25 protein-coding genes are annotated in these 22813 nt (G+C 69.8%); 21 read left to right on the top strand and 4 right to left on the bottom strand.

The genetic code is table 11. From position 1 onward, the window contains the following. The coding region (locus tag D588_RS0107705) for a DUF3108 domain-containing protein (RefSeq protein ID WP_017915559.1) at positions 1-714 on the top strand (714 nt) is incomplete at its 5' end. A gap of 2 nt (positions 715-716) precedes the next feature. Continuing rightward, positions 717-1400: a DUF3108 domain-containing protein gene (locus D588_RS0107700; RefSeq protein ID WP_017910671.1), complete on the top strand. Its 684-nt coding sequence runs from the start codon at positions 717-719 to the stop codon at positions 1398-1400. 362 nt (positions 1401-1762) lie between these two features. On the opposite strand, the gene D588_RS0107695 is transcribed toward D588_RS0107700, so the two are convergent. Genes D588_RS0107695 through D588_RS0107685 form a run of 3 tightly spaced genes read right to left on the bottom strand, consistent with a single transcriptional unit; the run spans position 1763 to position 3637 of the window. Then, positions 1763-2077, bottom strand: a complete 315-nt coding sequence (locus tag D588_RS0107695) for a hypothetical protein (RefSeq protein WP_010344096.1) — start codon at positions 2075-2077, stop codon at positions 1763-1765. Continuing rightward, positions 2074-3348: a UDP-N-acetylglucosamine 1-carboxyvinyltransferase gene (murA, locus tag D588_RS0107690; RefSeq protein ID WP_010344097.1), complete on the bottom strand. Its 1275-nt coding sequence runs from the start codon at positions 3346-3348 to the stop codon at positions 2074-2076. Before murA ends, D588_RS0107695 begins: the two co-directional genes overlap by 4 nt. Positions 3349-3394: 46 nt before the next feature. Beyond that, positions 3395-3637: a BolA/IbaG family iron-sulfur metabolism protein gene (locus tag D588_RS0107685; RefSeq protein WP_017910668.1), complete on the bottom strand. Its 243-nt coding sequence runs from the start codon at positions 3635-3637 to the stop codon at positions 3395-3397. A 52-nt stretch (positions 3638-3689) separates the two neighbouring features. Here D588_RS0107685 and D588_RS0107680 point away from each other — a divergent pair, with 52 nt between their 5' ends. The 18 genes from D588_RS0107680 (at position 3690) to D588_RS0107595 (ending at position 19943) form a co-directional block, all read left to right on the top strand. Further along, on the top strand, positions 3690-4691 hold the full coding sequence (locus D588_RS0107680) for a KpsF/GutQ family sugar-phosphate isomerase (protein WP_017915558.1): 1002 nt from the start codon (positions 3690-3692) through the stop codon (positions 4689-4691). An 88-nt stretch (positions 4692-4779) separates the two neighbouring features. Further along, positions 4780-5328 (top strand): HAD hydrolase family protein, encoded by a 549-nt coding sequence (locus D588_RS0107675; RefSeq protein WP_017910666.1) that lies wholly within the window; start codon positions 4780-4782, stop codon positions 5326-5328. Beyond that, a complete protein-coding gene (gene lptC / locus D588_RS0107670) occupies positions 5325-5891 on the top strand; it encodes an LPS export ABC transporter periplasmic protein LptC (RefSeq protein ID WP_017910665.1) in 567 nt (188 codons plus the stop codon). Before D588_RS0107675 ends, lptC begins: the two co-directional genes overlap by 4 nt. Further along, a complete protein-coding gene (gene lptA / locus D588_RS0107665) occupies positions 5869-6462 on the top strand; it encodes a lipopolysaccharide transport periplasmic protein LptA (RefSeq protein WP_017910664.1) in 594 nt (197 codons plus the stop codon). The genes lptC and lptA overlap by 23 nt, the downstream gene beginning before the upstream one ends. Continuing rightward, positions 6462-7181 (top strand): LPS export ABC transporter ATP-binding protein, encoded by a 720-nt coding sequence (lptB, locus tag D588_RS0107660; protein WP_017915557.1) that lies wholly within the window; start codon positions 6462-6464, stop codon positions 7179-7181. Before lptA ends, lptB begins: the two co-directional genes overlap by 1 nt. 43 nt (positions 7182-7224) lie before the next feature. Next, positions 7225-8688 (top strand): RNA polymerase factor sigma-54, encoded by a 1464-nt coding sequence (locus tag D588_RS0107655; protein WP_043083883.1) that lies wholly within the window; start codon positions 7225-7227, stop codon positions 8686-8688. Positions 8689-8738: 50 nt separating this feature from the next. After that, positions 8739-9056, top strand: a complete 318-nt coding sequence (raiA, locus tag D588_RS0107650; RefSeq protein WP_010344105.1) for a ribosome-associated translation inhibitor RaiA — start codon at positions 8739-8741, stop codon at positions 9054-9056. 21 nt (positions 9057-9077) lie between these two features. After that, the gene (locus tag D588_RS0107645) at positions 9078-9530 is read left to right on the top strand and encodes a PTS sugar transporter subunit IIA (protein ID WP_017913815.1); all 453 of its coding nucleotides are present in this window, start codon (positions 9078-9080) and stop codon (positions 9528-9530) included. Next, positions 9527-10477, top strand: a complete 951-nt coding sequence (gene hprK, locus D588_RS0107640) for an HPr(Ser) kinase/phosphatase (protein ID WP_017910661.1) — start codon at positions 9527-9529, stop codon at positions 10475-10477. Before D588_RS0107645 ends, hprK begins: the two co-directional genes overlap by 4 nt. Continuing rightward, positions 10474-11352 (top strand): RNase adapter RapZ, encoded by an 879-nt coding sequence (gene rapZ / locus D588_RS0107635; RefSeq protein WP_017915555.1) that lies wholly within the window; start codon positions 10474-10476, stop codon positions 11350-11352. The genes hprK and rapZ overlap by 4 nt, the downstream gene beginning before the upstream one ends. A gap of 144 nt (positions 11353-11496) precedes the next feature. Next, positions 11497-11889 (top strand): PTS sugar transporter subunit IIA, encoded by a 393-nt coding sequence (locus D588_RS0107630; RefSeq protein ID WP_017910659.1) that lies wholly within the window; start codon positions 11497-11499, stop codon positions 11887-11889. Then, entirely contained in the window at positions 11882-12151 is a 270-nt protein-coding gene (locus D588_RS0107625) for an HPr family phosphocarrier protein (protein WP_010344110.1), read from the top strand. The genes D588_RS0107630 and D588_RS0107625 overlap by 8 nt, the downstream gene beginning before the upstream one ends. Before the next feature lie 58 nt (positions 12152-12209). Then, entirely contained in the window at positions 12210-13928 is a 1719-nt protein-coding gene (gene ptsP, locus D588_RS0107620) for a phosphoenolpyruvate--protein phosphotransferase (RefSeq protein WP_026143486.1), read from the top strand. Positions 13929-14397: 469 nt separating this feature from the next. Next, a complete protein-coding gene (gene mgtE, locus D588_RS0107615) occupies positions 14398-15756 on the top strand; it encodes a magnesium transporter (RefSeq protein WP_010344112.1) in 1359 nt (452 codons plus the stop codon). 211 nt (positions 15757-15967) lie between these two features. Beyond that, positions 15968-16786, top strand: a complete 819-nt coding sequence (locus D588_RS0107610) for a prolyl oligopeptidase family serine peptidase (protein WP_017915553.1) — start codon at positions 15968-15970, stop codon at positions 16784-16786. 97 nt (positions 16787-16883) lie between these two features. Then, complete coding sequence (locus tag D588_RS0107605) at positions 16884-17624, top strand: tetratricopeptide repeat protein (RefSeq protein WP_232764254.1); 741 nt, start codon at positions 16884-16886, stop codon at positions 17622-17624. Between the two features lie 341 nt (positions 17625-17965). Next, complete coding sequence (locus D588_RS0107600; RefSeq protein WP_017915551.1) at positions 17966-18415, top strand: hypothetical protein; 450 nt, start codon at positions 17966-17968, stop codon at positions 18413-18415. 259 nt (positions 18416-18674) lie between these two features. Beyond that, on the top strand, positions 18675-19943 hold the full coding sequence (locus tag D588_RS0107595) for an arsenic transporter (protein ID WP_017915550.1): 1269 nt from the start codon (positions 18675-18677) through the stop codon (positions 19941-19943). Positions 19944-20294: 351 nt separating this feature from the next. Here D588_RS0107595 and D588_RS0107590 read toward each other — a convergent pair whose 3' ends face one another. Next, a complete protein-coding gene (locus tag D588_RS0107590; RefSeq protein ID WP_026143485.1) occupies positions 20295-21671 on the bottom strand; it encodes an amino acid permease in 1377 nt (458 codons plus the stop codon). Between the two features lie 516 nt (positions 21672-22187). Between D588_RS0107590 and D588_RS0107585 the strand changes: the two genes are divergently transcribed. Continuing rightward, positions 22188-22670, top strand: coding sequence for a hypothetical protein (locus D588_RS0107585; protein ID WP_017915548.1), 483 nt, complete (start codon positions 22188-22190; stop codon positions 22668-22670). Positions 22671-22813 lie beyond the last annotated feature (143 nt).

Genomic DNA, 22813 nt, shown 5'->3' with positions numbered 1-22813 from the left:
GCCCCGGCACCAGCACCGGCCGCCGCAGCGGCGCCGGCGCTGCCGGCGGAGGCCTGGACGCCGCCGCCGCTGCAGCCGTTCGTGGCCACCTACGACGCGCTGTACAAGGGCAAGCCGGCCGGCGACGCGCGCATGGACGTGGTACACACCGGCGGCGACCAGTGGCGGGTCGACCTGGGCGTGCATGGCCGCAGCGGCTTCGCCAGCATCCTCGGCCTCAACATCGAACAGAGTACGGTGTTCACCGTGCAGGACGGCCGCTACGTCCCGCAGAGCCAGAGCACGGTCAAGAAGGCGGTGTTCTTCGGCAAGAAGGTCACCGGCGTGTACGACTGGAAACAGGGCGTGGCGCGTTGGGACGGCGACCTGAAGAAGGACCGGCAGGCGCCGATCCCGCTGCAGCCCGGCGACCAGAGCGCGCTGCTGCTCAACCTCTCGCTGATGCGCGACGCGCAGCCCGGCAAGACCATGACCTACCGCTTCGTCGACGTCGGCCGGGTGCGCGAACATGTGTACCGCGCCGCCGACCAGACCGAGACCGTGCAAGTCGGCGACATCAGCTACGACGCATTGCGGGTGTCGCGCACCAATGGCGGCCGCAATGAGACCATCCTGTGGATCGCCAACGGCGTGCCGACGCCGGTGCGCATCCTGCAGCGCGAGGACGGCGAAGACCGCATCGACCTGCGCCTGACCGAATACCAAGGAGCCTGACCATGACCCGCATCGCCCGCCCGCTGACCGCCCTCGCCGCCGCCCTGCTGGCCACGGCGAGCCTGCCCGCCCTGGCCCTGGAGCCGTTCACCGCGGACTACCAGGCCAGCTACATGGGCATGCAGGCCAACGGCGTGATGACCCTGGCCAAGCAAGGCGCCGACCGCTGGCGCTACAGCCTGGCGATCAAGAACCAGGTCGCCGACCTCAGCCAGAGCACCGTGTTCGAGGAAAAGGGCGGGCAGCTGCGTCCGCTCAGCAGCGACGACCGCTCGGTGTTCCTGATCAAGAAGAAGGCGGTGACCGCCAACTACGACTGGAGCACCGGCCAGGCGACCTGGGGCGGCGATCTCAAGGCCGACCGCCGCGGCCCGGTGAAGCTGCAGCCGGGCGACATGGACGCGTTGCTGATCAACCTGGCGATCGCGCGCGACGTCAACGCCGGCAAGACCCCGAGCTACCGCATGGTCGACGAGGGCCGCGCCAAGCCGATGACCTACCGCGTCGCCGGCAAGGAAGCGGTCACCGTCAACGGCAAGACCGAGCAGGCGACCAAGGTCAGCCGCACCGACGGCTCCAAGGAAATCATCGCCTGGATCGTGCCGGACATGCCGGTGCCGGTGCGCATCCTGCAGCGCGAGAACGGCCAGGACGCGCTGGACCTGACGATCAAGGCGTTGCGCTGAGAAGCCGGGATTGGGGAATGGGGATTGGGGAATCGTGAAAGCGGCTTCGCCGCGGGAATTGGGAATCGGGAGTGGGGAATCGTGAAAGCGGTTCCCCGTGCGTGATCGTTCCCGTGTGAGGGCTGGGATTGGGGAATCGCAACAACAACTCCCTGCCCGTGGTGCTTCCCATGTGGGAGGGGCTTCAGCCCCGACGCGCGGATGCGAATCGTCTTGCGGAAACCAGTTGGCGACTTGCAGCAGACCTTCAAGCGGCGCGCGTTGACTCCTATCCACGGCACATGGACCGTGACGACAGACGGGCCTTTCTGTACAGCACTCCTCACGCGGGCGCCGCCCAGTCAGCGCCCTGCCCCACGCCGTTACTTCTTCTCCGCCGGGGCGGCCTTGAAGGTGGTGCGGCAATCCACGCGGATCTGCGCGCCGGTGCTGCGCCAGTAGAAGGTGCTGCATTCGCGCGGGCCGTTCTGGGTGCGGCTGACGCCGACCGCGTAGAACGACTGCCAGATCTCGTCGCGGGTGACCTGGCCATCGCCGTTCCAGTCCATGTCGCGCTCCTCGATGCCCTGGGTGATGGCGATGCCGGTGTACCAGGCATAGCCGACCCAGGCCAGCAGCACCACCACGATCGCCAGCAGCACCTTGCGCCGGCGGCTGAAGCGGCCGCTGAGGATCATGCGACGCGCCGGATGGACGCGCCCAGCGCCCCCAGCTTCTCCTCGATGTTCTCGTACCCCCGGTCCAGGTGGTAGATGCGGTCGATGGTGGTGTCGCCGTCGGCGACCAGGCCGGCCAGGATCAGCGAGGCCGAGGCGCGCAGGTCGGTGGCCATCACCGGTGCGCCGCTGAGCCGCTCGGCGCCGCGCACGATCGCGGTGTGGCCTTCGATCTGGATGTCCGCGCCCAGGCGCAGCAGTTCGTTGACGTGCATGAAACGATTCTCGAAGATCGTTTCGTTGATCACGCCGACGCCGTCGGCCACGCAGTTGAGCGCCATGAACTGCGCCTGCATGTCGGTGGGGAACGCCGGATACGGCGCGGTGGTCAGGCTGACCGCGCGCGGGCGCTTGCCGTGCATGTCCAGGCGGATCCAGTCCTCGCCGGTCTCGATGCTGGCGCCGGCCTCGGTGAGCTTGTCCAGCACCGCGTCGAGGGTGTCGGCGCGCGCGCGGCGCACGGTCACGCTGCCGCCGGTCATCGCCGCGGCGACCAGGAAGGTGCCGGTCTCGATGCGGTCCGGCAGCACCGCGTGGCGGCCGCCGGACAGGCGCTCCACGCCGTGCACGACGATGCGCGAGGTGCCGGCGCCTTCGATCTTCGCGCCCAGCGCGATCAGGCAGTCGGCCAGGTCGCTGACCTCCGGCTCCATCGCCGCGTTCTCCAGCACGGTGGTGCCGTCGGCCAGGGCCGCGGCCATCAGCACATTCTCGGTGCCGGTGACGCTGACCATGTCGAACACGTAGCGGCCGCCCTTGAGCCGGCCGTTGCTGCTGGCCTTGATGTAGCCGTTCTCGACACTGATCTCCGCGCCCAGCGCCTGCAGGCCCTTGATGTGCTGGTCGACCGGCCGCGAGCCGATCGCGCAACCGCCCGGCAGCGACACTTCGGCCGCACCGAACTTGGCCAGCAGCGGGCCCAGCACCAGGATCGAGGCGCGCATGGTGCGCACGAGTTCGTACGGGGCGACGTGCTGGTGGACCTTGCGCGGGTCGACGGTGATCGCGCTGCCGCGCGACAGCGTGCCTTCGTCGATGGTGACTTCCGCGCCCAGCTCGCCGAGCAGCTTCACCGTGGTGATCACGTCGTGCAGCTGCGGCACGTTGGTGATCTCCACCGGCGCATCGGCCAGCAGGGTAGCGCAGAGGATCGGCAGCACGGCGTTCTTGGCGCCGGAAATGTTCACTTCACCGTGCAGCGCGTTGCCGCCGGTCACTACGATTTTGGCCATGGGTCTCGTGGGGGAATTGAAAGGGGAGAAACGGGCGCGCGGCGGCTCAGCCGGCGGCGCGCCCGGCCTGCTCGGGGGTCAGGGTGGTCAGGGCCAGCGCGTGGATCGCCCCGCCCATCAGCTCGCCCAGGGTGGCGTAGACCATGCGGTGGCGGGCCAGCGGCAGCTTGCCGGCGAAGGCGGCGCTGACCACGGTGGCCTCGAAGTGCACGCCGTCGTCGCCCTGCACCTGCACCTGCGCGTCCGGCAGGCCGGCCTCGATGAGTTTACGGATGGTTTCGGCGTCCACCGGGCTTTCCTAATAAAATGATCGGCCATTCTACCCTCCGACCGGCACCCGCATGGATGTATCGCCCCTGTCTCCCACGACGCCCGACGACGCCGGTCTGGTCGCCAGCGGCCGTCGCGTGGTCGAGATCGAGCAGGCCGCGCTGGCGGCGGTCGGCGCGCGCATCGGTGCCGAGTTCGCGGCCGCCTGCCGGTTGATCCTGGGTTCGCGCGGGCGCGTGGTCGCCACCGGCATGGGCAAGTCCGGCCATGTGGCGCGCAAGATCGCCGCCACTCTCGCCTCCACCGGCACCCCGGCGTTCTTCGTGCACCCGGGCGAGGCCGGGCATGGCGACCTGGGCATGATCACCGACGCCGATGTGGTCCTGGCGCTGTCCTACTCCGGCGAGTCCGACGAGATCCTGATGCTGCTGCCGGTGCTCAAGCGCCAGGGCAACGCGGTGATCGCGATGACCGGGCGCGCGCAATCCACGCTGGCGCGCGAGGCCGACCTGCACCTGGACATCAGCGTGCCGGCCGAGGCCTGCCCGCTGGACCTGGCGCCGACCTCCAGCACCACCGCCTCGCTAGCGCTGGGCGATGCGCTGGCGGTGGCGCTGCTGGACGCGCGCGGCTTCACCGCCGACGACTTCGCCCGCTCGCACCCGGCCGGCAGCCTCGGCCGCCGCCTGCTGCTGCACATCACCGACGTCATGCACCGCGGCGACGAACTGCCCAAGGTGCGCGAGGACGCCAGCCTCAGCGAGGCGCTGGTGGAGATGAGCCGCAAGCGCCTGGGCATGACCGCGGTGGTGGACGCCGACGACCGCCTGCTCGGGCTGTTCACCGACGGCGACCTGCGCCGCGCACTGGACAGCGCGCTGGACGTGCGCCAGACCCGCATCGCCGAGGTGATGACCCGGCAGCCGCGCACCATCGGCGCCGACCAACTCGCCGCCGAGGCCGCACGGCTGATGGAAACCCACCAGATCAACGGCCTGATCGTGGTCGACACGGCCGGCCGCGCGGTCGGCGCGCTCAACATTCACGACCTGTTGCGCGCCAGAGTGGTTTAACAGGCTGAACCCGTTCACCGCCAGTGGCGCTCCATGCCGCTGGCCCTGGCCGCTGGAAAGCCGGCCTCCCCGCCCCGATATCCCGAACATGCCCTATTCCCCGCTGGCCGACCTCCCCGCCGACCTGATCGACCGCGCCGCCCGGATCCGCCTGGCGTGCTTCGACGTGGACGGCACGCTGACCGACGGCCGCCTGTACTACGACCGCGACGGCAACGAGAGCAAGGCCTTCAACGTGCTCGACGGCCAGGGCCTGGTGCAGTTGCGCCGGCACGGCATCGACGTGGCGCTGATCACCGCGCGGCCCAGCCTGGCCGCGGAGAAGCGCGGCCAGGAACTGGGCCTGCTGGTGCAGATCGGGGTCAAGGACAAGCGCGCCGGGGTGCAGGCGCTGTGCGACGAGCGCGGCATCGGCCTGGAGCAGGTCTGCTTCATGGGCGACGACCTGCCCGACCTGGCGCCGCTGCGCGTGGTCGGCCTGGCGGTGGCACCGGCCAACGCCCATCCCTGGACCGCCGAACACGTGCACTGGACCACCCGCGCCCGCGGCGGCGAAGGCGCCGCCCGCGAACTGTGCGACGTGCTGCTGGCGGCGCAAGGCCACGTCCCGTCCCTGCTGCAGGAGCATGGCGCATGAACTGGCGTACCACTCTCGGCGGCCTGCTACTGGTCGGCGCCCTGATCAGCGGCTGGTCGGCCTGGAACCAGCGCAGCAAGCCCAGCCGCAATCCTTCCGACGAAGCCAGCGTGGACTACATCGCCCGCGACTTCGAGATCGTCAGCCTGGACAAGCAGGGCAAGGAAGCGATGACCCTGCGCGCGCCGCAGATGGAACGCAGCCGCGCCGACCAGACGATGTCGATCGTGACCCCGCTGTTCCTGCTGCCCGACGCCAACGGCCAGCACTGGGAAATGCGCAGCAAGACCGGCTGGGTCAGCGCCAACGGCGACGAACTGCGCCTGCGCGACGACGTCGCCGGCGACAGCCCCAAGGTGCCCAGCATCCCGCCCACCACCTTCCGTACCCAGAGCCTGGACGTCTTCCCGCAGACCAACAGCGCACGCACCGCCGACCCGGTCACGATGACCCGGCCCGGTATGATGCAGTCCGGCGTCGGCTTCGAGATCGACTTGAAGTCCCGGCAGTACAAGCTCCTTTCACAGGTCAAGACACGCTATGAACCGAACGCTGCCCGCTAAGCTCGCGCTGCTCGCCCTGCTGCTGCCCGCACTGGCGATGGCCAAGTCGTCCGATCGCAATCAGCCGATGGATATCACTTCCGCCAGCCAGAGCGGCAACATGCTCGACGACAACGGCAAGATCCGTTACTCGGGCAATGTCGTCATCATCCAGGGCACGCTCGAAATCCATGCCGACACCGCCGACCTGTTCAAGAAGAACGGCGACATCGATCGCGTCGTGCTGACCGGCAAGCAGGCCACCCTGAAGCAGGAACTGGACGATGGCTCGCCGATGGACGCGGTCGCCGACAACATCGACTACAAGGTGCCCACCGACACGGTGATCCTCACCGGCAATTACCGCATGACCTCGCCCAAGGGCACCAACGCCGGCCAGCGCATGGTCTACAACACCAAGACTGGCGACATGCAGGGCGGTGGCGACGGCACGCGCGTGCACACGGTGATCCAGCCGAAGAACGCTGGCGCTGCTCCGGGCGCCACGCCTGCCAATGGCACCAAGCCCGCCGCCAAGCCGGCCGCAGCACCCGCCAAGCCGGCCAAGCCGGCCAAGCAAGGAGGCCAGTGATGCTGCTCGCCGAAGGCCTGCGCAAGCGCTACAAGCAGCGCGAAGTGGTGCGCGATTTTGCGCTGACCCTGGAGGCCGGCGAAGTGGTCGGTCTGCTCGGTCCCAACGGTGCCGGCAAGACCACCTGCTTCTACATGATCGTCGGCCTGGTCGACGCCGATGCCGGGCGCATCGTGCTCGACGGCAACGACATCACTGCGTTGCCGATGTACAAGCGCGCCAAGCTCGGCGTCGGCTACCTGCCGCAGGAGCCGTCGGTGTTCCGCAAGCTCAGCGTGGCCGACAATATCCGCCTGGTGCTGGAACTGCGCGAGGACCTGGACGCCGCCGGCCAGGAACGCGAACTGGTGGCGCTGCTGGACGAACTGCAGATCAGCCACGTCGCCGACCAGCTCGGCGCCAGCCTCTCCGGCGGCGAACGCCGCCGTTGCGAGATCGCCCGCGCGCTGGCGGCCAAGCCGCGGCTGATGCTGCTCGACGAGCCCTTCGCCGGCGTCGACCCGATCTCGGTCGGCGAAATCCAGCGCATCGTCACCCACCTCAAGCAGCGCGGCATCGGCGTGCTCATCACCGACCACAACGTGCGCGAAACCTTGGGAATCTGCGACCGGGCGTATATCCTCAACGAGGGCAGCGTGTTGGCGCAGGGGGCGCCGGCAGCGCTGCTGGCCAACAGCGACGTGCGCCGCGTCTACCTCGGGGAAACCTTCAGGCTCTGACCGCGCACGCGCCGGCTACGCTCCTTCCGCGCTCGGTACAGGCATGAAAGCACGGCTGCAAACATCGCTGGGACAGCACCTGGTCATGACGCCGCAGTTGCGGCAGGCGATCAAGCTGTTGCAGATGTCCAGCGCCGAGCTGGAGGTGGAGATCGCCGAGGCGGTGGAGAGCAATCCGCTGCTGGAGTGGTCCGAGGACGCCGCACCGGCGTTCGAACGCAGCGAAGGCGCCGACCACGGCCTTGACCGCGACCACGCGGCAGGCGAGACACGTAGCGACGGCGATGGCGACCGCGGCGAAGCCACGCAGGCCACCGACGGCGCCGACTGGGCCGACGCCGAGCCGGCCTGGGCCGGCGGCAGCGGCGGCTCGTTCGACGACGACGACCTGGGCAGCGCGGCCGAACGCGTCGCCGAACCCGACACCCTGATCGATCACCTGCTGTGGCAGTTGCACCTGTCGCCGCTGTCCGCGCGTGACCGCAGCATCGGCGCGGCGCTGATCGACGCGCTCGACGATGACGGCTACCTGCGCGAGCCGCTGGCCGCGATCGCCGAGACCCTGCGCCCGGACATCGCCGCCGAGGAGGACGAGATCCTCACCGTGCTGCACCAGATCCAGCGCTTCGACCCGGCCGGCATCGCCGCGCGCAGCCTGGGCGAATGCCTGACCCTGCAATTGGACACCCTGCCCGAGGACACGCCGGGCCTGGCGCTGGCCCGCACCATCGCCAACGGTCCGCTGGAGCGGCTGCCGCGCAGCGGCGTGGCCGGGCTGGCCCACGAACTCAAACGTCCGGCGGCGGAGGTCGACACCGCGGTCGCCCTGCTGCGCTCGCTGGACCCGCGCCCGGGCAAGCAGATCGGCGAACTGGGCAGCGACACCTACGTGGTGCCCGATTGCGTGGTCTGGCGCCAGCGCGGGGTCTGGCATGCGGCGCTGTCGGCGCATGCCCAGCCCAAGGTCACCATCCACCGCGGCTACGAGCGGCTGATCCGCCAGTGCGGCGAAAGCGACGCCGGCTACCTGCGCGGGCAACTGCAGGAAGCGCGCTGGCTGCTGAAGAGCCTGGAGGCGCGCGGCGAGACCCTGCTCAAGGTGACCCGCTGCCTGCTCAAGCAGCAGGCCGGCTTCCTGGAGTTCGGCGAACAGGCGCTGCGGCCGCTGACTCTGCGCGAGATCGCCGGCGAACTGGGCCTGCACGAGAGCACCATCTCGCGCGCCATCGCCCGCAAGTACGTGCGCACCCCGCGCGGCACCATCCCGCTGCGCGCCTTCTTCGCCTCGGGCATCGACACCGACAGCGGCGGCGAGGCGTCCAGCACGGCGATCCAGGCGATGATCCGGCGGCTGATCGAGGCGGAAAATCCGCGCAAGCCGCTTTCTGACGCCAAGCTGGCCGACCTGCTGAAAAGTGCCGGCGTGCCTGTAGCGCGCCGCACCGTAGCGAAGTATCGTGAGGCCATGAACATTTCCGCCTCCCACGAACGCGTTCGAATCGGCTAGCGGCGGCGGCGATGGTTCATAGGTGTGAAACCCGAACCAAGGAGTATCCGATGCGTATCGAGACCTACGGCCAGCAGATCGAAGTCACCCCCGCCCTGCGCGAGTATGTGGAGACCAAGCTGCAACGGCTGAAGCGACACTACGAGGAAACCATCGAGGTCCGCGCCCAACTGGCGCTGCGCAAGCCCGACCACCACGTCGAGGCCACGGTCAACGTCCCCGGCCGCACCCTGCACGCCGACGCCAGCGCGCAGACCATGTACGCGGCGATCGACCTGCTCGCCGACAAGCTGGACCGGCTGATCATCAAGCACAAGGAAAAGAAGCACGACCACCACGCGGCCGAGGTGCGCGACAATCTCGCGTGATCCTCCCCACGTTGCGCCGCCATGCCCTTGACCGATCTGATGGCGGCCGTCAGCACCCAGGTGCTTCCGGCCGCCGATCGCGACACCCTGCTGCACACCGCCGCCGGTCTGCTGGCCTGCCAGCAGGCCGGCGCCGATGAACTCTTCGCCAGCCTGCGCGAGCGCGAGCAGCTCGGCAGCACCGCCATCGGCCACGGCATCGCCATCCCGCACGGCCGCGCGCCGGACCTGGACGCCCCACGTGGCGCGCTGCTGCGCCTGCAACAGCCGATCGATTTCGACGGCCAGGGCACCCTGGTCGACCTGATCTTCGCCATGGCGGTCCCGGCGCACTACACCCACCAACACCTGATGCTGCTGTCCGAACTGGCCGAGCAGTTCTCCATCGAGGAATTCCGCGACGCCCTGCGCAATGCGCCGGACGCCGCCGCACTGTATGCGCTGCTCGGCGGCGCGCCACGGGCCGCCGCATGAACACCAGCATCGACGCACGCGAGCTGTTCGACCAGCAGCGCGACCGCCTCGGCCTGCGCTGGATCGCCGGGCACAAGGGCGAACACCGGGTGCTGGAGGCCGGCAATGCGGTCTCGCGGCGCCCGTCGCTGGCCGGCTATCTCAACACCATCTACCCCAACAAGGTGCAGATCCTCGGCACCGAGGAACTGGCCTGGCTGGACTCGCTGGACGCGCGCCAGCGCTGGGAGACCATCGAGAAGATCGTGCAGGTGCGGCCGCTGGCGCTGGTGGTCACCAAGAACCAGTCGTGCCCGGAAGACCTGCGCGCGGCCGCCGACGAATCCGACACGCCGCTGTGGGTCTCGCCCAAGCGCGGCCACGAACTGCTCAATCATCTGTCCTACCACCTGGCACGCACGCTGGCGCCGCGGGTGATCCTGCATGGCGTGTTCATGGAGATCTACTCGATCGGCGTGCTGATCACCGGCGAGGCGGGTTCGGGCAAGAGCGAACTGGCGCTGGAACTGCTCAGCCGCGGCCACCGCCTGGTCGCCGACGACGCCCCCGAATTCACCCAGATCGCCCCCGACGTGCTCGACGGCACCTGCCCGGAACTGCTGCAGGACCTGCTGGAAGTGCGCGGGCTCGGCGTGCTCAACGTGCGCGAGATGTTCGGCGACACGGCTGTAAAGAAGAACAAGTACCTTCGGCTCATCGTGCACCTGACCCGGCCCATGACCGAGCCCACGCCCCATGGCTACGAACGTCTCACCGGCGATTCCGGGACCCGCCACGTGCTGGACCTGGACGTGCCGCTGATCACCCTGCCGGTGATGCCCGGCCGCAACCTGGCGGTGCTGACCGAGGCCGCCACGCGCCTGCACATCCTGCGCACCAAGGGCATCGACCCGGCGGCGATGTTCATCGCCCGCCACAGCAACCTGCTGGAGCGGCGCAGCCCATGACCGACGGCGCCCCCACTTCCACCCTGGTCATCGTCAGCGGCCTGTCCGGCTCCGGCAAGTCGGTGGCGCTGAAGACCTTCGAGGACCTGGACTACTACTGCGTCGACAACCTGCCGGTGGAACTGCTGCCGGCCTTCGTCAAAAGCCTGGTGCGCGAGGATGCCGGCCCCAGCAAACTGGCGGTGGGCATCGACGTGCGTAGCCGCCACAGCGACCTGAGTCAGCTCTCGCGCTGGCGCGAGGCGGTGGCGCAGTTCGGCCTGGATGCGCGGCTGCTGTTCTTCGACGCCAACGACGAGGCGCTGATCAAGCGCTACGCCGACACGCGCCGGCGCCATCCGTTGTCGCGCCAGGGCCTGTCGCTGCCGGAAGCGATCGAGCGCGAGCGCGCCCTGACCGAGCCGCTGCGCGAGGCGGCCGATGCGGTGATCGACACCAGCACGCTCAACGTGCACCAGCTGCGCCGGCGGGTCACCACCGAGTTCGCACTGTCCGCCGAGAACACCTTGTCGCTGCTGTTCGAGTCCTTCGCCTACAAGCGCGGCGTCCCGGCCGAGGCGGATTTCGTGTTCGACGCGCGGGTGCTGCCGAATCCGCACTGGGACCCGGAACTGCGGCCGATGACCGGCCGCGACAGCGGCGTGCGCGAGTACCTGGACGCGCAACCAGATGTGCAGCGCTACACCGCGCAACTGATCGACTTCCTCGACACCTGGCTGCCGCGGCTGCGCAACGACACCCGCAGCTACGTGACCATCGCCTTCGGCTGCACCGGCGGCAAGCACCGCTCGGTCTACCTGGCCGAACGCCTGGCCCGCCACGCCCGCGAACAGGGCTGGCCGGAAGTGGCGACCTTCCATCGCGAGCAGGATTGATCGAAAAGCCGGGATTCGGGATCGGGGATTCGGGATTGGCAAAAGCGGCATTGCTCTGGCTCTTGCGAATCCCAATCCCGAATCCCCAATCTCCGCTCCCCACAGGCATTCCCTGCGCCCTGCCTGACCTGTTAACGTTCTCCCATGGCCTGTGGCATTCTCCTCATCACCCACCCTGGGATCGGCGCCGCGCTGCTGAGCGTGGCGACCCGGCTGTTGCGGCAATTGCCGCTGAAAACCGAAGCCTTCGAGGTGCCGTTCGACGCCGACCTCGACGCGCTGCTACCGAACGCATCTGCCGCGTTGCGGCGGGTGGACGACGGCGATGGCGTGCTGGTGGTGACGGATCTGTACGGCGCCAGCCCGAGCAACCTCGCCGCACGGCTGGCGCGCCTGGGCACGCCGGTGCGGCGCGTGTCGGCGTTGAGCCTGCCGATGCTGCTGCGGATCATGAACTACCCCGAACAAGGACTGGAGCAGTTGCCCGCGACCGCCGCCGCCGGCTCGCGCAACGGCGTGGTGATCGACGATGCTTGAACGCGAACTGCTGGTCTCCAACCGCCTCGGCCTGCACGCCCGCGCCACCGCCAAGCTGGTGCAGACGCTGTCCTCGTTCCGCTGCAACGCCACGCTGGCGGCCAAGGGCCGCGAGGTCAACGCCAAGAGCATCATGGGCGTGATGCTGCTGGCCGCCGCACAGGGCACGCCGGTGACGGTGCGGGTGGACGGCGCCGACGAAGCCGAGGCGCTCAAGGCCGTGGTCGACCTGTTCGAGCGGCGCTTCGACGAGGACAGCTGAGCATGCGCCGCCGGCGGCCGCAGGCAGGGACGCGGTGCCGCCGCACGGGGCACGCGCGGTGAGCGTGCGTATCGCCGGCCATGGTGCCTCGCGCGGCAATGCCCTGGGCCGGGCGCGGGTGCGCCTGCCGCATGCGCTGGAGGTGGCCGAGCAACGCATCGGCGCCGCGCAGATCCCCGAAGAACTCGATCGCCTGCACCGCGCGGTGGACGCCGCGCGCGAGGAGATGCACGGCCTGCGCCAGCGCCTGCACGGCGCCCTGGCCAAGGAGGTCGGCGAATTCCTCGACCTGCACGCGCTGCTGCTCGACGACCCGGAACTGCTGCACGGCCTGGACGAACTGATCCGCACCGGCCGCTACAGCGCCGACTACGCGCTGCGTCTGCAGCGCGACCGCCTGGCGACCGTGTTCGACGACATGGAGGACGCCTACCTCAAGAGCCGCATGGACGATCTGGACCATGTGATCGGGCGGATCCATGCGTTCCTGCAGAAGCGCCAGCCGGACAGCGAAGGCCTGGCTGGCGAAATCCTGGTGTGCGAGAACGTGGCGCCGTCGGAACTGGCGCAACTGCAGGCGCAGGGCGTGGTCGGCATCGTCACCAGCGCCGGCAGCACCCTCTCGCACAGCGCGATCCTGGCGCGCAGCCTGCACCTGCCGCTGGTGGTCGGCGTCGCCGACGCGCTGCAGAAGATCAACGACGGCGACGTGCTGATCATCGACGGCACCCAGGGCGCGGTGCTGGTCGACCCGACCCCGGACGACCTGCGCGACTACCGCAGCCGCGTGCGCGAGCAGGCCAAGCTGCAGCGCAGCCTGGGCAAGCTGCGCTCCAAGCCCAGCCGCACCCGCGACGGCGTGGACATCACCCTGCTGGCCAATGCCGAGTCGCGCGACGACGTCACCCGCGCGCATGCGCTCGGCGCCGACGGCCTGGGCCTGTACCGCACCGAATTCCTGTTCCTGCAGCGCGACGCGCTGCCCGACGAGGAAGAGCAGTTCCACACCTACCGCGACGCGGTGCTGGGCATGAGCGGGCGGCCGGTGACCATCCGTACCCTGGACCTGGGCGCGGACAAGGCCGATCGCACCGGCCTGACCATGAGCAATGAAGAAAACCCAGCGCTGGGGCTGCGCGGCGTGCGCCTGTCGCTGGCCCGGCCCAAGGTCTCCGACACCCAGTTGCGCGCGCTGCTGCGCGCCTCCGCCTACGGCCCGGTGCGGGTGCTGGTGCCGATGGTCAGCACGCGCGAGGAACTGCTGGCGATGCGCCGCCACCTCAAGCGCATCGCCGCGCAGTTGCGCCGCGACGGTCATGCCATCGCCGAGCAGGTGCAACTCGGCGCGATGATCGAGGTGCCGGCCGCAGCGCTGGCCCTGGATACCTTCATCGACACGATCGACTTCCTGTCGATCGGCACCAACGACCTGGTGCAGTACCTGCTCGCCGCCGACCGCAACAACGAAGCAGTGGCCGCACTGTATTCGCCACTGCATCCAGCGGTGCTGCGGCTGATCGCGCAGGTGATCGCCACCGGCCAGGCCCATGGCAAGCCGGTGGCGGTGTGCGGCGAGATCGCCGGCGACCCGGCACTGACGCCGATGCTGCTGGCGCTGGGGCTGCGCGAGTTCAGCCTGCACCCGGCGACGATGCTGGAAGTACGCCAGGTGATCCGCGACACCGACCTGCAGACCCTGCGCCAGCGCGGCGCCAAACTGCTGCAGGCGCGCGACCGCAAGGGCATCGAGCGCTGGCTGGGCTGCGCGATCGGGTAGTTCCCGTGCGTGTTGCGGCATTGCCTTGTGGGAGGGACTTCCGTCCCGACGCCTGAAACCCTATCGCGTCGGGACTGAAGTCCCTCCCACAAAAAAACCGTCGCCCGCGTGCCGGCGTAGATGCGTCACTCCCATCGACATCCCTCTCCCTGGCTTTCTGCCTTCCTGCCTTCTGGTCTGCTCTCTGCTTCCTTCTCGGTGCTACCCATTCCCCTGCTCCCCTGTTCCTGCCCCCTGCCCTTTGCCTCTCGCCCCCTTCCCCGAGAGCAGTTTTTCGCTTGCTACCCCGTCGCTTTTCTCCCCGCGCACTGACGCTGCTTCGCTCTGCACTTGCGACTCCCGATTCCCCATTCCCCACTCCCGGCTCCACCAACACTGTGCTTCCCGCAACATGCAGGCGATAATGTTGGGATGAACATCTGACCCACCGCGTTTCTCCGGAGCGCGGCCTCACCCAAGGGAGCAGCGCATGGCCGACGCCGTCCGCCACGACAAGACCGCGCGGCAGCTGCGCATGCTGTCCGATGCGCTGGACAGCGGGCGCCTGGGCCCGGTACGGCGGCTGGTCAATACGCTGGCGCCGGCCGAGATCGGCAACCTGCTGGAGTCGTTACCCCCGGGCAAGCGCGAGGTGGTGTGGGGGCTGGTCGATCCGGAGGACGACGGCGAAGTACTGGTCCACGTCGGCGAGGAAGTGCGCGAAAGCCTGCTCGCGGACATGGACCCGGACGAAATCGTCGCCGCGGTCGAAGACCTGGACATCGACGACCTGGCGAACCTGGTCGAGGACTTGCCGGACACGGTCATCGACGAAGTGCTCAAGTCGATGGACCGCGAGAACCGCGAGCGGCTCGAGCAGGTGCTGTCGTATCCCGAGGACAGCGCCGGCCGCCTGATGAATCCGGACGTGGTCACCGTGCGCGCCGACGTCAACGTCGACGTGGTGCTGCGCTACCTGCGCCTGCGCGGCGAACTGCCGGACCACACCGACCACCTGTTCGTGGTCAGCCGCCGCCACCAGTACCTGGGGCGGGTGTCGCTGGCGGCGCTGGTCACCCACGAGGACTCCACCCCGATCAACCGGCTGATCGACGACGAGCAGCCGGCGATCGACGTCGGCGAAGGCGCCGACGAGGTCGCGCGGCAGTTCTCCGACCACGACTGGATCTCCGCGCCGGTGGTGGACGACAACAACATCCTGCTCGGCCGCATCACCATCGACGACGTGGTCGACATCATCCGCGACCAGGCCGAGCACCAGGCGATGAGCGCCGCCGGCCTGGACGAGGACGAGGACCTGTTCAGCCCGGTGCGGCGCGCGTTCCGGCGCCGCCTGCTGTGGCTGACGATCAACCTCGGCACCGCCTTCATCGCCTCCAGCGTGGTCGGCCAGTTCGAGGGCACCATCGCCAAGCTGGTGGCGCTGGCCGCGCTGATGCCGATCGTGGCCGGCATGGGCGGCAACGCCGGCACCCAGGTGCTGGCACTGATGGTGCGCGGCCTGGCGCTGGGCCAGATCGGCGCCTCCAACGTGATCGTGCTGCTGCGCAAGGAACTGTCGGTGGCGCTGATCAACGGCCTGGCGCTGGGCATCGGCCTGGGCCTGATCGTGCTGTTGTGGTTCAAGCAGCCGCTGCTGTCGCTGGTGATCGGCTCGGCGCTGACCATCAACCTGCTCACCGCCGCGCTGGGCGGCGTGCTGGTGCCGCTGACGCTCAAGCGCCTGGGCTTCGATCCGGCGCTGGCCGGCGGGGTGATCCTGACCACGCTGACCGACGTGATGGGCTTCCTCAGCTTCCTCGGCTTGGCCACGCTGGTCCTGCTGTAAGGCATCTCCATGCGGCGGGCGCGATTCCCGCCGGCGCGCCGCACGGAGCGGCAGCAGCGCGCGTCGCCGCATCCACCGGTGCGCGACGGGCACGCCACGCCAGCACGCGCCTTGGCCGCCGGCTGACTGGCGCATGTCCGCCGCCCCTGCCCGGGTTGTCGTGGAGACGTCCCGCCCACGATACTGCGGCCTTCCCATCCGAGGGCCGGCCATGTCGATGCGTTCGTTGCTGCTTCTGCTGTGCCTGTCGATGGTCGGCTGCAGCAGCTTGCCCAGCGACCCGGCCACCGGCCACTTCGTCAGCCGCCAGCTCAGCCTCGACGGGCGCGTCTACCGCTACCAGGTGTTCGTGCCGGCGCCGGCGCATCGCCAGGGCCCGGTGCCGGTGGTGCTGTTCCTGCACGGCTCCGGCGAACGCGGCGACGATGGCCGCGACCAGACCACGGCCGGACTGGGCCCGTACCTGCGCCGCCACCTGGCCGATTTCCCGGCCCTGGTGGTGATGCCGCAGGCACCCGACGGCGAGGAATGGAACGGCGCCAACGCGACCATGGCGCTGCAGGCGCTGGACGACAGCAGTGCCGAGTTCAACGGCGACCCGCAGCGCACCTACCTGACCGGCATGTCGATGGGCGGCTATGGCACCTGGGAGATCGCCCTGAAGCAGCCGCAGCGCTTCGCTGCGCTGGTGCCGATCTGCGGCGCGATCCTGTCCCCGCACGAAGACCGCGAGTACCTGGTGGTGACGCCGGTGGCCTATCTGGCCGATCCCTACAGCGCCCTGGCGCAGCGCCTGCGGCACGTACCGGTGTGGATCTTCCACGGCGCCCAGGACGACGTGGTGCTGCCGCACGACGACCGCAAGATCGTCCGTGCATTCAAGAACCTCGACGCCGACGTGCGCTACACCGAATACCCGCAGGGCAACCACAACGCCTGGGATGCCACCTACCGCGACCCGAAGATGTGGCAGTGGCTGTTCGCGCAGAAGCGCAGCGACGCCGCCACGCAGACGACCGCCGACAACTGAGCGCGGCCCGCCCTGCGCCGCGCGCACGTGCGCGACGGCGTAACAGGCCTGTCCGCGCACTGCCGATCTTCGATCACCGTTCGATGCAGGGGGATGCATGCGACACAAGGGGATGCTGTGCGCCATCGTGTGCGCGCTGTTGGCCTGCGCCGGCCACGGCGCGACGGCACAGGCGCTGACCGAACCGGTCACCACCTACCTGCAGAGCAAGGCGGCGACCGCCCGCCCCGGCGTGGAATACCGCAAGGACATCGCCACGCTGCAGACACGCTTGGACAGCATGGATGCGGCGGACATCGCCCTGCTGGACCGGATCATCGCCCATTGCAGCAGCTGGCAACGGCCCGGCCTGCGCGTGATCAGCGTCGCCGACGTGCACGAGTACGAGGCCTACATGGCCGCCCATGACGACGGCCAGCCGACCGAATGGATCGACCTCAGTTGCGCCAACGCACTGCAGATGCGTGGCTTTGCCGCCGCCGCACAACGGCAGTGGTCGGAGGCGCTGGCATGGCTTGATCAGGCCATCGCGCTCGGGCCGTATCTGTTCTCCGCCTACACCGAACGCGGCTATGCGTTGCGCAACCTCGGGCGCACGGACGAAGCGCTCGCCACCTATCGGCAAGCGCTGGCCCTGGCCGACGTCTCGCCGCGGGCGCGGGCAGGCCGCGCGATCGCGCTACGCGGCATCGGCTCGCTGTTGATCGACACCCCGGACAAGGCCGGCGCCCGCGCGGCCCTGCAGCAGTCGCTGGAGCTTGAACCCGGCAATGCTGTCGCCCTGCACGAACTGCAGTATCTCGACCAGATGGAGGCGGCAGCGTCGCAAGCGCATTAGGTCCTGCCCGCGCTTCCGCGCATGCCGCGCCAAGGTGATGCACGCCTCCGGCAGCGGCACCGCCGCAGGCCTGTGTGCATGGGTCCACTGCCACGCCGATCGGCGCGGGCCTGGCAGGTGCGTCGCCGACACGCGCAGCGTACGTCGACGGCCGGCAACACCGACGGTGCGATCGGGTCCAACGCGGCGAACATGGCCGCTGCGGTGCAGGCAGTGCGCAGCGGCAGCGGCCCCGCGTGACGCGTCCGGTCGACGACGACAGTTCCAGCTGCGCGACGCCATCGGCTGTGCGGCGACGCGCCAAACCGCGTACAGTCCGCGCTTTCGTGCATAGGTCCGGCATGGCGACCGCGCCCTCTTCATCGCAAACCGCGTTCCACGCCCGCCTGCGCGCCCTGCAACCGAGCGCAGCGGTGGTCGCCGGCGCGGCGATTCCGCCACTGCTGGTGCCGGCACACGACGACGCCGCTGCGTTGCAATTCAGCGACAGCGGACGCTGGCTGTTGCAGGTGCTGGATGCGCTGGACGCGCTGCACCAGGCAAGCCAGGCCACCCGCCTGTCCGCCGATGCGCTGCGCCGCGATCAGAAGTTCGCACCGCCGGGACGGCCGTCGCTGCACCTGGTGCAGTTGCGCCAGCAGCAGGCGGCCGCGCAGCAGGCGGTGCGTCGTGCCAACCAGACGCTGGCGCAGGCCGCCGCCGGCTTCGTGCGCAGCGCCGGGCTGACGCCACCGCCGCGGACCGGGCCGGTGGCGTTCGTGCAAGGATGGCTCGCACGCCATCTGGGGTAGCGGCACCGCGGTGCCGCGCGGCCCGGGCGTGCATCGATATACGGCCCGCCACGCCGCGCGTGTCTACGCAAGCTAAACCGCGGGCGCCAGAGCGCCCATGCCAGCCCGGCCTGCACCTGCCCCGCTGCTATCCTGCACGCCCCTCGCACTCCGCTGCCCGACGCCCCATGCCCGTGCCCGCTCTCGTTGCCCTCCCCTGCCCTGCCCCGGCGGCCTGCTCGCGCACGCGCCTTGGCGCCCGTGCCACGGCTGCGGCGGCATGAGCATGCCCGGCGCGCACACGGCCAATTTCGCCACCTGGGGCATCTGCGCGCTGGCCACGGCCGGGGTGATCACGCGGCCGTTCAAGCTGCCCGAGGCGTGCTGGGCGGTGGGCGGCGCGCTGCTGCTGATGGTGCTGGGGCTGATGCCCGGCGGCGAGGCGTGGCAGGCGGTGCTGAAGGGCCTGGACGTGTACCTGTTCCTGATCGGCATGATGCTGCTGTCGGAAACCGCGCGCGCCGAAGGTCTGTTCGACTGGGTGGCGATGCATGCGGTGAACCTGGCCAAGGGCTCGACCCAGCGCCTGTTCGCGCTGGTGTTCGGCGTCGGCATCGTGGTCACCGCGTTCCTGTCCAACGACGCCACCGCGGTGGTGCTGACCCCGGCGGTGTACGCGGCCGCGCGCAAGGCCGGCGCCAAGCCGCTGCCGCTGCTGTTTGCCTGCGCGCTGATCGCCAACGCCGCCAGCTTCGTGCTGCCGATCTCCAACCCCGCCAATCTGGTGCTGTACGGCGGCAAGATGCCGACCCTGGGCGCGTGGATGGCCGCGTTCGCACTACCGTCGCTGCTGGCGATCGGGGTGACTTTCGTGATGCTGCGCTGGGCCGAGCGCAAGGACCTGACCGGCCATTGCGCCACGCGCGTGGACACGGTGCCGCTGACCCGCGGCGGCACCTTCGCCCTGGTCGGCATCCTCGCCACCGCCGCGCTGCTGGTCGGCGTCTCCGCGCTCGGCCTGGACCTGGGCCTGCCGACCTGTCTGGCCGGCCTGGCGACGCTGGGCGTGGTGTGCCTGGGTGGCCGCCAGTCGCCGCTGCCGATGGCCAAGGCGGTGTCGTGGTCGGTGCTGCCGCTGGTGGCCGGCCTGTTCGTGCTGGTGGAGGCGCTGTCGCGCACCGGCGTGATCGGCCTGCTCGCGCGTACCCTGGCCGACGCCGCTGCGCACTCGCCGCAGGCCACCGCCGGCATCGCCGGCACCCTGCTGGCGTTCGGCTCCAACCTGATGAACAACCTGCCCGCCGGCCTGATCGCCAGCACCACCGTCGCCCAGGCGCAGCCGCCGCAACTGGTGGTGGACGCGCTGCTGATCGGCGTGGATCTGGGCCCGAACCTGTCCATCACCGGCTCGCTGGCGACCATCCTGTGGCTGACCGCGATCCGCCGCGAAGGCGAGGACGTGGGCTTCTGGCGCTTCCTCAAGGTCGGCGCGCTGGTGATGCCGCCGGCGCTGCTGTGCGCGCTGGGTGCGCGGCTGCTGCTGGGCTGAGTCGCGCGCGCCCACTTCGCGGATTGCCCATGGCGGCCAAGCCCGCGGGATGGGCACCCAGGCTCGGCCTGCAGCGACCGCGGGTCGGCCGCGCGGCTTCTACCGCACCGCGTCGCGGCCGAAGCCGCTGCTCCGAGGGGGTCTGCGAGCTGTCGGTGCCGTCACAGGAGCGGCTTCAGCCGCGACAGGCTTACCACGGCAACTGCCGCGGCTGATCCATGAAAAGCAACGAGCGCCGCTGTTACGGCAGCGGACATGACGCGCGCGGAGCCCAACGCCGGCCGACACCCTCGCGCGTCGGGACGGAAGTCCCTCCCACAACGGCATGCCGCCACCGCTGGAGCGCGCGCCCTACCCCGCGCGCAGCCGCCGCGCCACGCCGCTGACCACAGCAATGACCGCGGTCAGCGCCGCCATCGACAGGAACTGCGTACGGGTGTCCGGCGAGGCCACCAGCAGGCCGAAGATCAGCGCCAGGATCGCCAGCGCCAGCACGGTGAGCACCGGATAGCCGCGCATGCGGAACGGCAGGCGGGTGCCGGCACGGTCGGCGCGCGCACGCAGGATCAGCTGCGACAGCAGCGAGATCGTCCACACCAGCAGGCAGGTGGCGCCGACGATGTTCAGCAGCACCGGCAGCACCCGGTTCGGATACAGCAGTTCCAGCACCGCGGCGACGAAGCCGAACAGCACGCTGGCCAGCACCGCCAGCCACGGCACCTGCTGGCGGCTGGACGCGGCCAGCGCGCGCGGCGCTTCGCCGCGCTGGGCTAGCGAGAAGATCATCCGCGAGGCACCGTACAGATTGGCGTTGAGCGCCGACAGCAGCGCGATCACCGCGATCAGGGTGATGCCGGTGGCGGCGCCGGGAATCCGGGCCACCTGCAGCACCGCGGCGAACGGCGAACTCAGCGCCTCGCTCTGCCACGGCACCACCGCGATGATCACGCTCAGCGAGCCGATGTAGAACACCAGGATGCGCCAGGCGACGGTGCGGATGGCGCGGGCGATGCTGCGCTCCGGATCGGCGGTCTCCGCCGCGGCCACCGCCACGATCTCGGTGCCGCCGAACGCGAACACCACCACCAGCAGCGCGGCACCGATGCCAGCCAGGCCCTTCGGCGCGAAGCCGCCGTTGCCGGTGACGTTGGACAGGCCCGGCGAGGCCACCCCTGGCAGCCAGCCGGCCAGCAGGGCGATGCCGACCAGGATGAAGCCGACGATCGCCGCGACCTTGAGGATGGCGAACCAGAATTCGAACTCGCCGAAGTTGCGCACGCCCAGCAGGTTGATCGCGGTGAACGCGGCCATGAACGCGATCGCGGCCAACGGCACCGGCAAGCCCGGCCACACCGTCGCCAGCAGGCCGGCGGCGCCCACGGCCTCGGCAGCGATCACGATCACCAGCTGCAGCCACCACAGCCAGCCCACGGTGGCGCCGGCGGTCGGTCCCATCGCGTCGGCGGCGTACACCGAGAACGCGCCGCTGGCCGGCTTGGCCGCCGCCATCTCGCCCAGCGCGTTCATCACGATGATCACCAGCGCGCCGGCGACCAGATAGGAAATCAGCACCGCGGGCCCTGCCGCGTGCACGCCGACGCCGGAGCCCAGGAACAGGCCGGCGCCGATCGCGCTGCCCAATCCCATCATGATCAGTTGCCGCGGTTTCAGCGCATGGCGCAAGGCGGGTGCGGCGGCAGGCGGGACAGGCGCGGACGGATGCGGCATCGGCTCGGTCGGGTGCGGAAAACGCGACACGATACAGGCTGGCGACGATGCCGTGCGGCTACGCGCGCGTTTGGCCGCCTGCGAGCGCGGATCGGCGCACAGCGGCGGCATGGCTGCTGCAACGCAGCGCGGATCCGCGCACGCGGCCGCGATCCACACCGCCGCGGCGGACGGCGAGCGCCTTGCTGGCGGCCCTCCCACGTCCGGCAAGACGACGGCACCGCTCGATGCCCGACAGGTACGGATTTGCCTTACCCGAAGTCGTCGCGGACTTTTGCCCCATCTCGTTGATTTTGCATGTTGACAGCGATACTAACGTCAGAAATACTGAACTCGACGCCCACCGAATCTCCTGTCTCCGTACCAGCCGATGAGGGCATGCACGCGGATCCAGGAGGACGGCAGGCGACGACGGGCCGGGAGACGGCCCGTTGCGGGCGCTCCGGCCGGAAAGGACCGCGGCTGCCGCTCGTCCCATGGCGTACAGGTCCGTACATCCAGACAAGGAGAGACACCATGATCAAACCGTTACTGACCCTGACGGTGCTGGCGGCCGCGCTGGCCGCGCCCTGCCTGCAGGCCGCCGAGCGCGCACCGCTCAACGCCGCCGATGCCATCCAGGGCATGGGCGAACGCCTGCCTATCGGCAAGAAGAACGTCAGCCTGTCGCCGCTGTTCAAGGTCTACACGTTCGAGAAGGCCGGCCTGCGCTTCGTGCAGATCAACTCGTTGCAGGACGAGGTCATCACCGTGCTCACCGCCACGCCGGGCACCGAGGCACGGCTGCCGATCGGCAGCGCCGCCGAGGCGCAGATGATCGCGGTCAACGACGCGAAGAACCAGCCGCTGGGCATGGTCACCGCCGCGGCGAGTTGCCCGTGCAACGCCACCGTGGTCTACCGCGACGCCAACACCACCATCGTGGTGGTCTACGGCTCCAACGGCGAGTACATCACCTCGTATGTGATCAAGAGCCCGCAGACCAAGCTGCCGCAGTAAGTGCCGACCGCGCTGCGGCCGCACCCGGCGGCCGCAGCGTGACCCACCGCCGTCGATCGGCGGACGCGGGTGACCGGATCGGCCCCGTCGCCCTGCGGCCGATCGACAAACGCATGCGGCCGCCTTCCGAGGAAGGCGGCCGC

The organism is Xanthomonas sp. SHU 308, from assembly GCF_000364645.1.
Classification (GTDB): domain Bacteria; phylum Pseudomonadota; class Gammaproteobacteria; order Xanthomonadales; family Xanthomonadaceae; genus Xanthomonas_A; species Xanthomonas_A sontii.
Note: the sequence above shows the minus strand (reverse complement) of the source record. Positions and strands in the feature narration are given on the sequence as shown.

Bases quoted from the DNA above. Each gene is read 5' to 3' on its own strand.
- D588_RS0107700 (WP_017910671.1), top strand. From the start codon at position 717: ATGACCCGCATCGCCCGCCCGCTGACCGCCCTCGCCGCCGCCCTGCTG.
- D588_RS0107695 (WP_010344096.1), bottom strand. From the start codon at position 2,077: ATGATCCTCAGCGGCCGCTTCAGCCGCCGGCGCAAGGTGCTGCTGGCG.
- murA (WP_010344097.1), bottom strand. From the start codon at position 3,348: ATGGCCAAAATCGTAGTGACCGGCGGCAACGCGCTGCACGGTGAAGTG.
- D588_RS0107680 (WP_017915558.1), top strand. From the start codon at position 3,690: ATGGATGTATCGCCCCTGTCTCCCACGACGCCCGACGACGCCGGTCTG.
- D588_RS0107675 (WP_017910666.1), top strand. From the start codon at position 4,780: ATGCCCTATTCCCCGCTGGCCGACCTCCCCGCCGACCTGATCGACCGC.
- lptC (WP_017910665.1), top strand. From the start codon at position 5,325: ATGAACTGGCGTACCACTCTCGGCGGCCTGCTACTGGTCGGCGCCCTG.
- lptA (WP_017910664.1), top strand. From the start codon at position 5,869: ATGAACCGAACGCTGCCCGCTAAGCTCGCGCTGCTCGCCCTGCTGCTG.
- lptB (WP_017915557.1), top strand. From the start codon at position 6,462: ATGCTGCTCGCCGAAGGCCTGCGCAAGCGCTACAAGCAGCGCGAAGTG.
- D588_RS0107655 (WP_043083883.1), top strand. From the start codon at position 7,225: ATGAAAGCACGGCTGCAAACATCGCTGGGACAGCACCTGGTCATGACG.
- raiA (WP_010344105.1), top strand. From the start codon at position 8,739: ATGCGTATCGAGACCTACGGCCAGCAGATCGAAGTCACCCCCGCCCTG.
- D588_RS0107645 (WP_017913815.1), top strand. From the start codon at position 9,078: ATGCCCTTGACCGATCTGATGGCGGCCGTCAGCACCCAGGTGCTTCCG.
- hprK (WP_017910661.1), top strand. From the start codon at position 9,527: ATGAACACCAGCATCGACGCACGCGAGCTGTTCGACCAGCAGCGCGAC.
- rapZ (WP_017915555.1), top strand. From the start codon at position 10,474: ATGACCGACGGCGCCCCCACTTCCACCCTGGTCATCGTCAGCGGCCTG.
- D588_RS0107630 (WP_017910659.1), top strand. From the start codon at position 11,497: ATGGCCTGTGGCATTCTCCTCATCACCCACCCTGGGATCGGCGCCGCG.
- D588_RS0107625 (WP_010344110.1), top strand. From the start codon at position 11,882: ATGCTTGAACGCGAACTGCTGGTCTCCAACCGCCTCGGCCTGCACGCC.
- mgtE (WP_010344112.1), top strand. From the start codon at position 14,398: ATGGCCGACGCCGTCCGCCACGACAAGACCGCGCGGCAGCTGCGCATG.
- D588_RS0107610 (WP_017915553.1), top strand. From the start codon at position 15,968: ATGTCGATGCGTTCGTTGCTGCTTCTGCTGTGCCTGTCGATGGTCGGC.
- D588_RS0107605 (WP_232764254.1), top strand. From the start codon at position 16,884: ATGCGACACAAGGGGATGCTGTGCGCCATCGTGTGCGCGCTGTTGGCC.
- D588_RS0107600 (WP_017915551.1), top strand. From the start codon at position 17,966: ATGGCGACCGCGCCCTCTTCATCGCAAACCGCGTTCCACGCCCGCCTG.
- D588_RS0107595 (WP_017915550.1), top strand. From the start codon at position 18,675: ATGAGCATGCCCGGCGCGCACACGGCCAATTTCGCCACCTGGGGCATC.
- D588_RS0107590 (WP_026143485.1), bottom strand. From the start codon at position 21,671: ATGCCGCATCCGTCCGCGCCTGTCCCGCCTGCCGCCGCACCCGCCTTG.
- D588_RS0107585 (WP_017915548.1), top strand. From the start codon at position 22,188: ATGATCAAACCGTTACTGACCCTGACGGTGCTGGCGGCCGCGCTGGCC.